This is a genomic window from Nocardioides pakistanensis (assembly GCF_054781215.1).
Map to the genome: position 1 here is coordinate 20,508 of NZ_BAAGUV010000074.1, position 13,888 is coordinate 34,395.

The window sequence follows — 13,888 nt, forward strand, 5'->3', positions numbered from 1 at the left end:
CCGCGCGCCATTAGGCTTGGGTCATGTCAGCACCTGCTGCATCAGTCCAGGAGGCGGTTGCGCGCGCCCGCGAGGTCGCCCACGAAGTAGCGGCTCCGCGTGCGGAGCTGGTCGACACCGGCGTGTGGCCCGAGGAGGCACTCCGCGTCCTGCAGACCCGGCTCGGCGGGCTCGTCGTCCCCCGTGAGGACGGCGGTTCCGGGCTCGGCCTGCGTGCCCTCGCGGAGGTGTGCGAGACCCTCGGCCAGGCCTGTGCGTCGACCGCGATCTGCTTCGGGATGCACCACGTCGGCGCAGCGGTGATGGCGGCCAAGCCCACCGAGCGCCAGCGCAAGGAGTTCCTGCGCCCGATCGCGGCCGGCGAGCACCTCACCACCCTCGCCCTCTCCGAGCCCGGCACCGGCGCGGAGTTCTGGCTGCCGCAGACGCGGCTCACCTCCCACGGCGAGGGCTGGCTGGTCAACGGAGAGAAGAGCTTCGTCACGAACGGCTCGAAGGCCGACTCCTACGTCGTGTCCACCGTCGCCGCCGACCCCGACGCCCCGCACGGCGAGTTCTCCGCGGTGGTCGTCTGGGGGGACAGCCCGGGTCTGACCTGGCACGGCACGTGGGACGGCATCGGGATGCGCGGCAACTCCTCCCTCGCCGCCCGGCTGGAGGACGTCGAGGTCGGCCCCGAGGCCCTGCTCGGCGAGGAGGGCGACCAGATCTGGTACGTCTTCGAGGTGGTCGCGCCGTACTTCCTCACGGCGATGGCCGGCACCTACCTCGGGGTGGCTCACGCGGCGCTGGCCGAGGCGACCGAACACCTGAAAACCCGGCGGCATGCGCACACCGGCCGCGCGCTGAGCAGCGAGCCGGTCCTGCAGCACCGCCTCGGCGTGCTCTGGGCACAGGTGCACGCGACCCGCCGGCTGGTGCTCTGGGCGGCCGAGGAGGCCGACTCCGGCGGCCCCGACGCGCTGCCGGCGCTGACCGCGGCCAAGGCGCAGGTGGCCGACACCGCGACGTGGGTGACCAACGAGGCGATGACGCTGGTCGGGGGCATGGGCTACCGCGACAAGCACCCGATGGAGCGCCACCTCCGAGACGCCCGTGCCGCACACGTGATGAGCCCGACGACCGACATCCTGCGGACGTGGACCGGGCGCGCCCTGCTCGACGTACCCCTGCTCGGGACCTGACGCTGCCGTGCCAGATCTCCTGCTCGTCGCGGCCGGGCCCGACGAGGAATCCACCCTGACGAAGACCTTCGCCCACGAGTGCCGGTCCGTGCCGCTCACCGAGCTCCGCAGCGCACTCGACGACGACGTGGCCATGGTTGTCCTCGGCACCACCGCGGACAACGCGCTCGCCGCGGTGCAGTGGGTGCATCGGGCGCACCCGCTCTGCGGGGTGGTGGTGCTGACCACGCCGGAGAGCGACGCGGAGCTGCGGCGTGCGTCGATGTACGCCCCCGGCATCCCGGCCTCGCTCGCCATCCTCGAGGCCACCGACGGGCGGCTCGTCGAGCGGGTGGGCGAGGTGCTCGAGGCCAGCCGTCTCCAGCGTGCCCACCAGCAGACGCTGTCCGCGGTGACCGCCAAGGAGACGGTGTCGACGCCCCACGCGCTGGCCCCCGCATCGCTCGGTGCGCTGCTCGACCATGCGCCGTTCGGGGTGCTGGTCGGCGACCTCGACGCGCGGCTGGTCACCTGGAACCGGTGGGCCGGGGACCTGCTCGAGCTGCCCAACGAGGCCGCCGGCGCACACCTCCCGGCGCTGTTCCCGTCGCCGGACTACCTGGAGTCGGCCTTCCTGCTCGCCCGAGCCGGCCGGCTGGACGAGGCGGCCGCGACCACCGTCGAGGGTCCCGACGACACCGCGGTCGAGGTGAGCGCCGCCCCGACCCGGCTCGAGAACGGTGAGGACGCGGTGCTGGTGCTCGTCCAGGACGTGTCCGGCCGCCGGCAGGCCGAGCGCACCCGCGACCGGCTGGCCGAGCAGGTGGGTCTCCTCGGCCGTGTGTCGGAGGCGCTCTCGGGCACCCTCGACGTCGACATGGCGCTCGGCCGGCTCGCCGACCAGCTGGTCCCGATGTTCGCCGACTGGGTGAGCCTGCAGACCTACGACGAGCGCGGCCGCAGCGTCCGCGTCGTCGTACGGCACCGCGACCGGGCCCTGGAACGGGAGTCCGCGACCATCCGCGAGGGCCTGATGGCCGGGCTTGCCGACGACTCACCCAGCCGCACGGTGGTCCGCCTCGGCCAGCCCGTCCTGCGGCCGTCGGTGACCGCCGAGGAGCTCACCTCGTTCATCGACGACGAGACCACCCGCCTGGTCGTCGCCCGGTTGGGCGTGGGCAGCGTGGTCTCCGTGCCGATGCCCGGCCGCGACGAGATCCGCGGCTCGCTCAGCCTGGTCCGGGCTTCGGGGTCACCGGCGTACACGCCGCAGGACCTCGCTGTCGCCGTGGAGGTCGGCCGCCGGGCCGGCGTCGCCCTCGACACCCTGGCGCTCCACGCACAGCAGCGCGAGATCGCTGCGGGGTTGCAGCGCAGCCTGCTCACCGATCCGCCGGAGAACGACCAGACCGAGATCGCGGTGCGCTACGTCGCCGCGACCCAGGAGGCTCAGGTCGGCGGCGACTGGTACGACGCCTTCGTGCAGGCCGACGGCAGCACCGTCCTCGTGATCGGCGACGTCATGGGCCACGACACGCGGGCGGCCGCGGCGATGGGTCAGCTGCGTGCTCTGCTGCGTGGCATCAGCTACACCACCGGCACCGGTCCCGCGGAGATGCTGAGCCGGCTCGACGCCGCGATCGAGGGCCTCGACATCCGTACGACGGCCACCGGTCTCGTCGTACGCGTGCGACCGCGCGAGCCGGGGGACCCGGGCTCCGCGCGGCTGTGCTGGTCCAACGCCGGGCACCCGCCGGCGATCGTCGTCCCGCCCGGCGGCGGAGCGGTCGCCCTGGAGAACGACGAGGCCGACCTGCTGCTCGGGGTGCTCGCCCACACCGAGCGGACCGAGCGCCCGGCGACGCTGGCTCCCGGGGGCACCCTGCTGCTCTACACCGACGGGCTCGTCGAGCGGCGCGGGGAGTCGATCGACCAGGGCGTCCGCACGCTGCTCGACGCGGTCGACCGGCTCGCCGACCTGCCGCTGGAGGCGATGTGCGACCGTCTGCTCGCGGAGATGATCCCCGCGGAGAACGACGACGACGTCGCGCTGGTCGCGGTACGCCTGCGCACCCCCGTCGCACCCTCTGGGCGCGGGGCGGCCACCGTGTCACAGTGGTGAGCATGCCCGCGCACCAGCCCGCCCCCGTCGAGGTGATCACCGCCCGCGACGTGCCGCTCGGCGGCCCGCGGGCCATGACCGTGCGGCGCACGCTGCCGCAGCGCCGGCGCTCGATGGTCGGGGCATGGTGCTTCGTCGACCACTACGGGCCCGACGACGTGGAGGTCACCGGCGGGATGGACGTGGCGCCGCACCCGCACACCGGGCTGGCGACGGTCAGCTGGCTGTTCACCGGCGAGATCGAGCATCGCGACACCCATGGGGTGCACGCGACCGTGCGGCCCGGCGAGCTGAACCTGATGACCGCCGGCCACGGTGTCGCCCACTCCGAGGTCTCCACCCCGCAGACCACGGTCCTGCACGGGGTGCAGCTGTGGCTGGCGCTGCCGGACTCCGCGCGTGACATGCCCCGGGGTTTCGCCCACCACGCGCCGCGGTCGGTCGCGCTCGACGGGGCCAGCGTCCGGGTGCTGCTCGGGACGCTCGCCGGGGACACCTCACCGGTGGCGACGCACACGCCGCTGCTCGGCGCCGAGATCCTGCTGGAGCCCGGCGCCGAGCTCGCGCTCGACGTCGACCCGGCCTTCGAGCACGGCCTGCTGGTCGACCTCGGCCCGGTGCAGCTCGGGGACACCGAGCTCAAGCCTGCCGAGCTCGGCTACGTCGCGCCCGGCGCCTCCGAGCTGCGGATCGCGAACACCTCGGGCGAGCCGGCGCGCGTGATGCTGCTCGGCGGCGAGCCGTTCGGCGAGCAGATCGTCATGTGGTGGAACTTCGTCGGCCGCTCCCACGAGGAGATCGTCGAGTACCGCGAGGCGTGGGAAGCCGGCTCCGACCGGTTCGGCCGCGTGGAGGGGTACGTCGGTGAGGTCGACCGGATCCCCGCACCGCCGCTGCCGAACGTGCGGATCAAGCCCCGGGTCAGCCCACCCGGCCCCGGCGACCCGAGCGCCTGGGGCTGACCCGCTCCGCGGCGGCGCAGGTGCCGGTCAGCCGGTGACCTCGCGCCGGTCATCGGGCAGCCGGCGGGTGAGCCCGGCGCGGTCGAGGTGCTCCAGCAGCGGCAGCACCACCCTGCGACTCGTCCCCAGCCGCACCCGCGCCTCGCTGGTGGTGAACGGCTGCGGCAGCTCGGCCAGCCACGAGGCGGCGAGCCGGTCCGCCCCCGGGAGCAGCACGATGCCCGGCGCCGGGCGCAGCAGGAGGCCCGCCTTGGCCGCCGCCGCGGCCGCCTTGTTGTCCAGGCCGACCTCCCGGAGCCGGTCGGCGGTGGGGGCCGCGAACGGGTCGGTCTCGAGGTCGTGCCTGACCGCTTCGACGGCCCGCTGCACCCGCTCGGGGAGTACGACGGTCCGCCTGCTCGTCACCCGTCCACCGTCCACACGCAGCGGCTCACCGACGAGCGCTCGGACCAGTGCGGGGGAGGGCAGCCCGAGCCGCTCGGCGAGCACCGTCAGGGGCAGGCCGGCCTCGAGCGGAGCCGCCGCGTCGTGCTCGGTCACCCACGCCCCGAGCGCCTCGGCTGCCGTGGCTGCCCGCTCCGAGCTCAGCAGCCAACCGTCGGCGGCGACGACGCCGGCCGGGACCGCTCCGGACCCGAGCGCGCCGGACACCTGGCCGACCGGCACCCCGATCCGCCGCAGCAGGTCCACGTGGACCAGCCCGCGGCGGGCCACCTCGCCGGCAAGGTCGGGCCCGTCCACCGCGGTGAGCGCCTTGGCCCGTCGTGCGGCGGCCCCGCGCCGGCGCAACCCGGGCGGCGCGGGATCCAGGACCGCCACCCCCCACACCAGCCGGCTACCGGGGTCACGCAGGAGCGCACGGTCCCCGATCCGCAGCGGCAGCCGGCGCTCGAGCCGCAGCCGGACCAGGTCGTCGGACAGCGGACGGCAGTGCACCCCGACCGAGGTGGCGCCGACGTGCAGCACTGGCCGCTCCGGGGGGAGGCCTGCGGCGCCGTGCCCGGCGGAGATCCGCACGTCGACGCTGTCGGTGGGCTCCCAGGCGCCCGGGGTGACCAGCACGGCGCCGCGGTCCAGGTCGGCCAGTCCGTCCCCGGCCAGGTTGAGCGCCACCCGGGCCACCCCTGTCGCCGAACCGATCTCTCGGCCCAGCGACTGCACGCCGCGCACTCTGGCCGCCCGGCCATCGAACGCCAGCGTGTCGCCGACCGCGACCGTGCCGGCCGGCAGCGTGCCGGTCACCACGGTCCCGGCGCCCTTGACGGTGAACCTGCGGTCCACCCACAGCCGGACGTCGGCCGCGGGCTCGGGCTGCGGAAGCGACCGCACCATGGCCACCAGGTGGTCGCGCAGCTCGTCGAGCCCCGCACCCGTGTGGCCGCTCACCGCGACCACCGGCGCCCCGTGCAGTGTGGTCCCGGCCAGCTCGGCGGCGACGCGCGCCATCGCCGGGCCGGGGTCGGCGAGGTCGGCCCGCGTCACCGCGACCACGCCGTGCCGCACACCGAGCGCGTCGAGGGCGGCCAGGTGCTCGGCGGCCTGCGGCATCCACGGGTCGTCCGCGGCGACCACGAACAGCACCGCCGGCACCGGCCCGATCCCGGCGAGCATCGTGGTGATGAACCGCTCGTGCCCCGGGACGTCGACGAAGGCCACCTCGCCGACCGGCGGCAGGTCCGCCCACACGTAGCCGAGCTCGATCGACAACCCGCGCAGCCGCTCCTCGGCCAGCCGGTCCGGGTCCTGGCCGGTCAGCGCGCGCACGAGGGTGGACTTGCCGTGGTCGACGTGACCGGCGGTGGCGATGACGTGCACCCGGTCAGTCCTCCCGCGTCTCGTCGCTGCCCAGGACAGCCCCGGCGGCCCGTCGTACGGCGGTCACCAGGAGCGCGTCCTGCTCGGCCGGCACCGCGACCAGGTCGAGCAGGAGCCGGCCCCGGGCGACGTACCCGACCACCGGCGGGGAGCCCAGACGCAACGGGCCGGCGAGCTCAGCCGGGAGCGCGACCGCGGCGCTCGTGATCTCGACCCCGGGGGCGCCGCCGCCACCCACGGCAGCGGCGGAGACGACCGCCTCGGCGGGGACCACCCCGGCCAGCTCGGCGGCGAGCTTCTCGGCTCGCACCAGGAGCGCTGCGGCGTCGGACTCCAGCGCCGCGGCGACCGGGGGAGTCGGCCCGGTCAGCGTCGCCTCCAACGCCGCCAGGGTCAGCTTGTCCACGCGGAGCGCCCGGGCGAACGGGTGCCGGCGCAGCTGCTCGACGAGGTCGGCGCGGCCGAGCAGCAGCCCCGCCTGCGGGCCGCCGAGCAGCTTGTCGCCCGACGCGGTGACCAGGTCCGCTCCGGCGCGGAGCGCGGCGGACGCGCTCGGCTCGTCGGGCAGCCGCGGATGAGGGGCGAGCAGGCCCGAGCCGATGTCGGCGACCACGGGTACCGGCAGCCCGGCGAGCTCCCGGACGGACACCGAGGAGGTGAAGCCCTCGACCACGAAGTTCGACGGGTGCACCTTGAGCACGAACGCCGTGTCGTCGTCGACGGCCCGCTCGTAGTCGGACAGCCGCACCCGGTTGGTGGTGCCCACCTCGCGCAGCCGCGCGCCGACGGACTCGACGAGCTCGGGGATCCGGAAGCCGTCGCCGATCTCGACCATCTCCCCGCGCGCGACGACCACGTTGCGGCCCATCGCCAGCGCGCAGGTGACCAGGGCCAGGGCGGCCGCACCGTTGTTGACCACGTGGACGCCGCCCGCCTCGGGGACCGCGGCCGCCAGCGCGGCCATCGCCGAGCGGCCACGCCGTCCCCGTCGACCGGTGTCGAGGTCGAGCTCGACGTCGGTGGCCCCGGCCGCGACGGTGACCGCCTCGACCGCGGCCTGCGACAGCGGTGCCCGGCCGAGGTTGGTGTGCACGATCACCCCGGTGGCGTTCACGACCGGGCGCATGCTCGTGGCGTGGGCGGGCACGATGCGGACGGCCTCGTCGGCGACGTCAGCGGGGGAGATGTCGCCGACGCGGCAACGATCCAGCGCCTCGGTGACCGCGGCCTTGACCAGCTTCTCGCCGACCCTGCCCGCCGCCGCGCGCAGCCGCGGGTCCGCGAGCACGTGGTCGGTCCGCGGGGTCGCGCGTCGCTGGTCGGTCACGGCGATCCTCCCGAGGTCGAGCAGGCCTGTGACCTGCGACGCTACCCTGCCGCGCCGCGCCACCCGTGACGGGTCACGCAGGTTGCTGCGGGTACCTCAGGAAGACCGTCTCGTCCTCACCCTGCAGCCGCACGTCGAAGTGCAGCTCCTTGCCCCGCTGCTCGGCGACCAGCGTCCGCGCCCGCTCCTTGGGGAGCGAGCCGAGCAGGGGGTCGCCGGCGTGGTCGTGGCCGGGCAGGTAGACCCGGGTGAAGAGCCGGTTGAGCAGTCCTCGGGCGAAGACCGTCATCGCGATGAACGGCGGCCGGCCGTCCACCGCCCCCGGGAGCACGGTCGTGAAGCTGTAGCGCCCGTCGTTGTCGGTGGAGGTCCGGCCGAAGCCGGTGAAGGTCCAGCCGTCGCGGTGCAGCGAGCCGGCCCGCTGCACGACGTTGCCGTCGGCGTCGGCCTGCCAGATCTCGATCATGGAGTCGATCACCGGCTGCCCGCGGCCGTCGAGCACGCGACCGGTGAGGCGGACGGCGTCGGCGTGGCCCGGCGGGACGAGCTCGCTGCCGCCGTCGTACGGGAGGGCGAAGTGGTAGAACGGGCCGATCGTCTGGCCGGGGGTCGCCGCCGGCGGAGCTTCGGTCAGGGGAGACTCGGTCACTGCTCGTCCTCCGGTTCCATGTAGGTGGCGCTCGCGCCGGTGAGCACGATGTCCCAGCGGTAGCCGGTGTTCCACTCGTGCGTGGACACGTCGTGGTCGTAGGCCGCGATCAGCCGGTCGCGCGCCCGCTGGTCGGTGATCGACTGGTAGATCGGGTCCAGGCCGAGCAACGGGTCGCCGGGGAAGTACATCTGGGTGATCATCCGCTGGGTGAAGTCGGTGCCGAACAGCGAGAAGTGGATGTGCGCCGGCCGCCAGGCGTTGGTGTGGTTCTTCCACGGGTAGGGGCCGGGCTTGATGGTCTGGAACCGGTAGCTGCCGTCGGGACCGGTCAGGCAGCGGCCCACCCCGGTGAAGTTCGGGTCGACCGGCGCGTGGTGCTGGTCGCGCTTGTGCACGTAGCGTCCGGCGGAGTTGGCCTGCCAGATCTCCACGAGCTGGTTCGCCACCGGCCGGCCCTGGCCGTCGAGCACCCGCCCGGTGACCACGATCCGCTCACCGATCGGCTCACCGGTGTGCTGGATGGTGAGGTCGGACTCGAGGATGTCGACGTCCCGGTGTCCGAAGACCGGCGCGTACAGCTCGATGGTCTCGGGGTCGGCGTGGTGCAGGTCCTTGGTGGGGTGACGCAGGATGCTGCTGCGGTACGGCGGGTAGTCCAGCCGGGGCTGCGTCTCCGGGCGCTCGTCCGCGACCGCGGCGTACTCCTTGGCGATCGTGGCGATCTCCTCGCTCACCGCCGCCTGCGTGGTCGACGCGGCGTCCGACGACGGTACGTCGGGCGGGGTCTGTGCCATGGGTCCCTCCTCTGATGGCTGTGACCGGCCCGCACGGGGCCGCATCGGAGACGGTAGGCGAACCGCTGTGCGCGCCGCGAACGTATGCTTCCACTGAGTGGAAGGGGGTCGGGATTGGCCGGCAACACCTCGCGACCGGGCGCCACCGTGGCGAGCCGGGTGCTCGCGGTGCTCGGCGCCTTCGACGAGCGGCACCGCGAGCTGCGGCTCACTGACATCGCCCGGCGCGCCGACCTGCCACCGGCCACGGCGCACCGGCTGGTCGCCGAGCTGGTCGCCTGGGGAGCCCTGCAGCGCGGGGCCGACGGATACCTGGTCGGCCACCGGCTCTGGGAGCTCGGCCTGCTCGCGCCGGTGCAGACCGGTCTGCGCGAGGCAGCCTCGCCGTTCCTGCACGACGTCTACGGCGCGACGCTGGCGACGGTGCACCTCGCGGTCCGCGACGGCAACCAGGTGCTCTACCTGGACCGGCTGGCCGGACGGATGTCGGTGCCGGTGGTGAGCACGGTCGGCTCGCGGCTGCCGATGCACGCGACCGGGGTCGGGAAGGTGCTGCTGGCCTACGCCCCCGAGGAGGTGCAGCTCGAGGTGCTCTCCGACCTGCGCCGGGTCACCCCGCACACGATCACCCAGCCCGGCCGGCTGCGCCGGGAGCTGGCCCGGGTGCGCCACGACGGCTACGCCACCACGCACGAGGAGATGACGCTCGGCGCCTGCTCGGTGGCGGTTCCGGTGCGCGGCGACGGCGACGAGGTCGTCGGGGCAGTCGGGATCGTCGTGCCCAGCCTGCGCCGGGACCGCGGGCGGCTGGTGTCGGCCCTCCAGGTCGCCGCCCAGGGCATCCAGCGCACGCTGGCGCGGCCGCCGTCTCGCTGACCGGTGGCCGCGGCTGTTTGGTTCCCCGTCCCCCGGGTGGAGGACCGCCAAACCGGACGACGAGGGACGAACCGTGCACCTGTGGCGACGAACCGCGAAGCCACCGTGCCGGCTGCCGACGGCTGCGAGACTGCCAACGGCCGAGTCGGCCTCGGCCGCGGCGACGCCGACCACGCCGCCGCCTCAGCAGTCCCCGCGATCGGGGCAACAAGAGGGGGAACACCTACGTGCGTCTGTCCAAGCCCAGCACCTTGCTCGCCTCGGCAGTCCTTGCCGCAGGCACAGCCGTCGTCGCGGCGCCGGCCCTGGCCGCCGGAACCGTGGCCGTCACGCAGACCGACCTCGGCGCCGACTGGTTCACCGCCGACACCCGCGCCGCCGGAGATCTGCAGTTCGCCGACGTCGACGGCCGCGGAGCGGCGCTGTTGTCGACAACCGCCTCGAACGCCGACAAGGTGCAGCTGCTCACCGACCGGTACGACGGAGTGCGGCTCGCCGACCTCACCGAGCTGCGCTACACCACCTACAAGCTGCCCACCGGCGGGTTCGTCGCGGGACTGCCGGCACTCAACCTGCGGCTCGACACCAACGGTGACGAGGTCGCCGACTCCTACCTGGTCTACGAGCCCTACCAGGACCAGGGCAACGCAGCGGTGCTCACCGGCGAGTGGCAGACCTGGGACGCCGTGAACGACGGTGACGCGGTCTGGTGGGGCAGCGGTCCGGTGGCCGCCGCCGGCTGCGGGCAGTCCGCGGACTGCACGCTCGACGACGTCCTCGCGCTGTTCCCGGACGCGACCATCACCGAGGCGCCGGACTTCCCGGGCAGCCTGGGTCTCAACCTCGGTTCCAGCAACCCCGACATCAGCGGAGCGGTGGACTGGCTCAGCGTCGGGGTCGCCGGTGACACGACGACTTTCGACTTCGGTCCGCGCGTGTGGACCAAGGAGGACTGCAAGAAGGGCGGCTGGGCAACCAACTTCCCGGGCGCCTACAAGAACCAGGGGCAGTGCGTCTCGTCGTTCGCGTCCGGCAGGTAGCCGAGCGCTGACGGGCGGCCCGCGCCTCCGGGTGCGGGCCGCGTGGCGCCGGCAACGCTCAGCCGGTGACCGCGGCGAGCGGCGTGTTCTCGTCGCGCAGCCGTGCGGCGTCGACCCGGCCGGCCGTCACGATGGCCCGAACCGGCTCGATGGCGTCCCAGTCGTTGACGTGCATCCCGGCCAGCACCGCCCCCTCGCGCAGCCAGAACGCGGTGAAGACACGCCCCGTGACGTCGCCGCGCAGCACGACCTCGTCGTAGCCGTCGGGGCCGACGTGACCGACGTACTCCATGCCGAGGTCGTACTGGTCGGTGAAGAAGTACGGCAGCCGGTCGTAGGGCTCGGCGGCCCCGAGCAGGTTGTGCGCCGCGGTGACGCCCTGCCCGATCGCGTTGTCCCAGTGCTCGACGCGGAGTCGGTGCCCGAGCAGCGGGTGGCGCGCGTTCGCGACGTCGCCGGCGGCGAACACGTCAGGGTCGGAGGTGCGCAGCTGCTCGTCGACCACGATGCCGTTCTCGGTCTCGAGCCCGGCGTCCGCGGCCAGCTCGGCGTTCGGCTGCACGCCGATGCCGACCACGACCAGGTCGGCCGCGACGGTCGTCCCGTCGCCGAGCGTCAGCAGAGCCCCGTTGTCGCGCCTGTCGACCGCGGCGACCGTGGTGCCGGTCCGCACGTCGACGCCGTGCTCGAGGTGCAGGTCGGTGAGGACTCGCGCCACCTCCGGGCCGAGCACGCGCACCAACGGCAGCTCCAGCGCCTCGAGCACGACCACCTCGCAGCCCGCGGTGCGTGCCGCGGCGGCCACCTCGAGACCGATCCAGCCGCCCCCGATGATCGCGACCCGGGCGCCCGGCTGCAGCTGTGATCGCAGCCGCCGGCTGTCCTCGATCGTGCGCAGGTACGCCACCGGCGCGCCGCTGTCGTCGGCCGACTGCAGGCGCCGGGGCCGCGACCCGGTCGCCAGCAGCAGCCGGTCGTAGCCGAGCGGCCCGTCGGTGGTGCTCACCGTGTGGCCGGGTACGTCGATCGCGGTGACCGTCGTCCCCAGCCGCAGCTCGACGTCGTGGTCGACGTACCACTCCTGCGGGTGCACGAAGACCTTCTCGAGGTCGCCGCCCATCAGGAACCCCTTCGACAGCGGAGGCCGCTCGTAGGGCCGGTGCGGCTCGCTCGAGACCAGCACCAGCCGGCCGGCGAACCCCTGGCCGCGCAGCTCCTCGGTGGCCTTGGCGGCGGCGAGCCCGCCGCCGACGATCACGATGCTCTCGGGTCCGGCCATCATCCCTCCCTGGTGTGGCGAGCCAGCGACAGGAACTCCGCCTGCGAGGCGGGGTTCTCCCGGAGCGTCCCGCGCAGGGCCGAGGTGACGGTGCGGGTGCCGAGGGCCTGGGCGCCGCGGACGGTCATGCACGAGTGCTCGGCCTCGACCACGACGCCGACGCCGCGCGGCGCGAGCTGGTCCTCGAGGTGCTCGGCGACCTGCTGGGTGAGCCTCTCTTGAGTCTGTGCCCGGTGTGCGAAGAAGTCCACGACGCGGGCGAGCTTGGACAGACCCAGGATCCGCGCGGCCGGCAGGTAGCCGACGTGGGCGACCCCCACGAAGGGGAGCATGTGGTGCGCGCAGACCGACCGGACCGGGATGTCGTGGACCAGGACCAGCTCGTCGTAGCCGTCGGTGTTGTCGAAGGTGGTCATCTCGAACTCCGGGGGCGTGAGCAGCTCGGCGTAGGCCCGCGCCATCCGCAGCGGCGTCCGCTCGGTGTCGCCCTCGAGCCTCATGCCCAGCGCGGTGAGCAGGTCGGCGGCCGCCTGCTCCGCCGCCCGGAGGTCCACCGGCGCGCCGTCGTGCACGACCCGCGGCCGCCAGCGGAGGACGGCGTCCTCCGTCTCCGGCCGGGCGGTCACGCCGCGTCCGTCCGGACGCCGGTGCGGCCGGTGCGCGGTGACGAGGCGAGCCGCGCCAGCGCCAGTGCGCCGACGAGCAGGCCGAAGTCGCGGAGGGCGACGTCGAAGTACCCACCCATCGTCACCAGGTTGACGATGATGCCGAGCAGCCAGGCGGCGACGACGTAGCCGCCGAGGGCCGGTCGGACCGCGACGAGCACGCCGGCGAGGATCTCGACCGCGCCGACCGCGAGCATCGCCTGGTGGGCGTCGCCGGGCACGAGGTCGTTGACCCAGGGAGCCAGGTAGTCCTCCCAGTCGGTGAGCAGGCCGAGGAACTTGTCGAGGCCGAAGGCGATCGGAGCGATCGTGAACACGGTGCGCAGGAGCACGAACGCCTCGCGGGCGGGCCCGTCGACGCTGAGCTCGGCTGCCGGGGTGGGGCGGGTCTGGGTCATGGCTGCCTCCAACGGCTCTAAAGAAGTATTATCTGGACGTTAGAGCGCCCGAGAGGTTTTAGTCAATGGTCTTCTCTTTTAGAAAGCGCGCGGCCGCGCGCGAGGAGCTCGCCCGACAGCTGTCCGGAGTGGGCAGCCTGGTCGAGCCGGCGCGCCGGGAGCTCTACCTCTACGTCGCCGCCCAACCCGATGCGGTGAGCCGCGAGCAGGCCGCGGACGCGACCGCCCTCCCGCTGCACTCGGTGAAGTTCCACCTCGACCGCCTCGTCGACGAGGGGCTCCTCGAGACCGAGTTCCGGCGGCTGTCGGGCAGGTCCGGGCCCGGTGCCGGGCGGCCCGCCAAGCTCTACCGGCGCTCGGCGCGACAGCTCTCGGTCTCGCTGCCGGAGCGGCACTACGACCTCGCCGGTGACGTGCTGGCCGCGGCGATCGACACCTCGATAGCCGAGGGCCGCCCGGTCGCCGAGACCGTGGCCGCAGCCGCGCGTGACGCCGGCAGGCGGATGGTGGCCGGCTACCTCGCGGAGACCGCCGGCGACCCGCCCGCGGGCGAGCTCGAGCAGGTTGCCGACGTGCTGGGCGGGCACGGCTACGAGCCGAGGGTCGCCGAGCGGGAGGTCTGCCTGGCGAACTGCCCGTTCGACCGGTTGGCCGCCGAGCACACCGCGCTGGTGTGCGGCATGAACCACACCCTGATCGGTGCCGTCCTGGAGGGGCTCGAGACCCGCAACGCGCGCGCCGTGCTCGCGCCGCAGCCCGGGCTCTGCTGCGTCAGGATCGAGGACGCCCGGTAGC

General features: G+C 74.1%; 13 protein-coding genes. 6 read left to right on the forward strand and 7 right to left on the reverse strand.

From position 1 onward, the window contains the following. Nucleotides 1–23: 23 nt before the first annotated feature. Genes ACYVIH_RS21480 through ACYVIH_RS21490 form a run of 3 tightly spaced genes read left to right on the forward strand, consistent with a single transcriptional unit; the run spans nt 24 to nt 4,247 of the window. Nucleotides 24–1,184 carry an acyl-CoA dehydrogenase family protein gene (locus tag ACYVIH_RS21480; protein ID WP_460871593.1) on the forward strand — a complete coding sequence of 387 codons (1,161 nt, stop codon included), beginning with the start codon at nt 24–26 and terminating at the stop codon, nt 1,182–1,184. A gap of 7 nt (nt 1,185–1,191) precedes the next feature. Beyond that, nucleotides 1,192–3,285, forward strand: coding sequence for a SpoIIE family protein phosphatase (locus ACYVIH_RS21485; protein ID WP_460871594.1), 2,094 nt, complete (start codon nt 1,192–1,194; stop codon nt 3,283–3,285). A 2-nt stretch (nt 3,286–3,287) separates the two neighbouring features. Further along, on the forward strand, nt 3,288–4,247 hold the full coding sequence (locus ACYVIH_RS21490) for a pirin family protein (protein WP_460871595.1): 960 nt from the start codon (nt 3,288–3,290) through the stop codon (nt 4,245–4,247). A 27-nt stretch (nt 4,248–4,274) separates the two neighbouring features. Here the strand turns inward: ACYVIH_RS21490 and ACYVIH_RS21495 are convergent, their stop codons facing one another. From ACYVIH_RS21495 to pcaH, 4 genes are all read right to left on the reverse strand, one after another. Beyond that, nucleotides 4,275–6,062 carry a SelB domain-containing protein gene (locus ACYVIH_RS21495; RefSeq protein WP_460871596.1) on the reverse strand — a complete coding sequence of 596 codons (1,788 nt, stop codon included), beginning with the start codon at nt 6,060–6,062 and terminating at the stop codon, nt 4,275–4,277. A 4-nt stretch (nt 6,063–6,066) separates the two neighbouring features. Then, nucleotides 6,067–7,389 carry an L-seryl-tRNA(Sec) selenium transferase gene (selA, locus tag ACYVIH_RS21500; RefSeq protein ID WP_460871597.1) on the reverse strand — a complete coding sequence of 441 codons (1,323 nt, stop codon included), beginning with the start codon at nt 7,387–7,389 and terminating at the stop codon, nt 6,067–6,069. Nucleotides 7,390–7,462: 73 nt separating this feature from the next. After that, nucleotides 7,463–8,038, reverse strand: a complete 576-nt coding sequence (pcaG, locus tag ACYVIH_RS21505; protein ID WP_460871598.1) for a protocatechuate 3,4-dioxygenase subunit alpha — start codon at nt 8,036–8,038, stop codon at nt 7,463–7,465. After that, nucleotides 8,035–8,835, reverse strand: coding sequence for a protocatechuate 3,4-dioxygenase subunit beta (gene pcaH, locus ACYVIH_RS21510; protein WP_460871599.1), 801 nt, complete (start codon nt 8,833–8,835; stop codon nt 8,035–8,037). The genes pcaG and pcaH overlap by 4 nt, the downstream gene beginning before the upstream one ends. Nucleotides 8,836–8,949: 114 nt before the next feature. On the opposite strand from pcaH, the gene ACYVIH_RS21515 reads away from it, so the two are divergent. Next, nucleotides 8,950–9,711, forward strand: a complete 762-nt coding sequence (locus ACYVIH_RS21515; protein ID WP_460871600.1) for an IclR family transcriptional regulator — start codon at nt 8,950–8,952, stop codon at nt 9,709–9,711. Between the two features lie 227 nt (nt 9,712–9,938). Next, nucleotides 9,939–10,751: a hypothetical protein gene (locus tag ACYVIH_RS21520; RefSeq protein ID WP_460871601.1), complete on the forward strand. Its 813-nt coding sequence runs from the start codon at nt 9,939–9,941 to the stop codon at nt 10,749–10,751. Between the two features lie 58 nt (nt 10,752–10,809). On the opposite strand, the gene ACYVIH_RS21525 is transcribed toward ACYVIH_RS21520, so the two are convergent. Genes ACYVIH_RS21525 through ACYVIH_RS21535 form a run of 3 tightly spaced genes read right to left on the reverse strand, consistent with a single transcriptional unit; the run spans nt 10,810 to nt 13,093 of the window. Further along, nucleotides 10,810–12,030, reverse strand: a complete 1,221-nt coding sequence (locus ACYVIH_RS21525) for an NAD(P)/FAD-dependent oxidoreductase (RefSeq protein WP_460871602.1) — start codon at nt 12,028–12,030, stop codon at nt 10,810–10,812. Beyond that, entirely contained in the window at nt 12,030–12,656 is a 627-nt protein-coding gene (gene folE, locus ACYVIH_RS21530; RefSeq protein ID WP_460871603.1) for a GTP cyclohydrolase I, read from the reverse strand. The genes ACYVIH_RS21525 and folE overlap by 1 nt, the downstream gene beginning before the upstream one ends. Next, on the reverse strand, nt 12,653–13,093 hold the full coding sequence (locus ACYVIH_RS21535) for a hypothetical protein (RefSeq protein WP_460871604.1): 441 nt from the start codon (nt 13,091–13,093) through the stop codon (nt 12,653–12,655). Before ACYVIH_RS21535 ends, folE begins: the two co-directional genes overlap by 4 nt. Nucleotides 13,094–13,158: 65 nt before the next feature. Between ACYVIH_RS21535 and ACYVIH_RS21540 the strand changes: the two genes are divergently transcribed. Beyond that, complete coding sequence (locus ACYVIH_RS21540) at nt 13,159–13,887, forward strand: helix-turn-helix transcriptional regulator (RefSeq protein WP_460871605.1); 729 nt, start codon at nt 13,159–13,161, stop codon at nt 13,885–13,887. Nucleotide 13,888 lies beyond the last annotated feature (1 nt).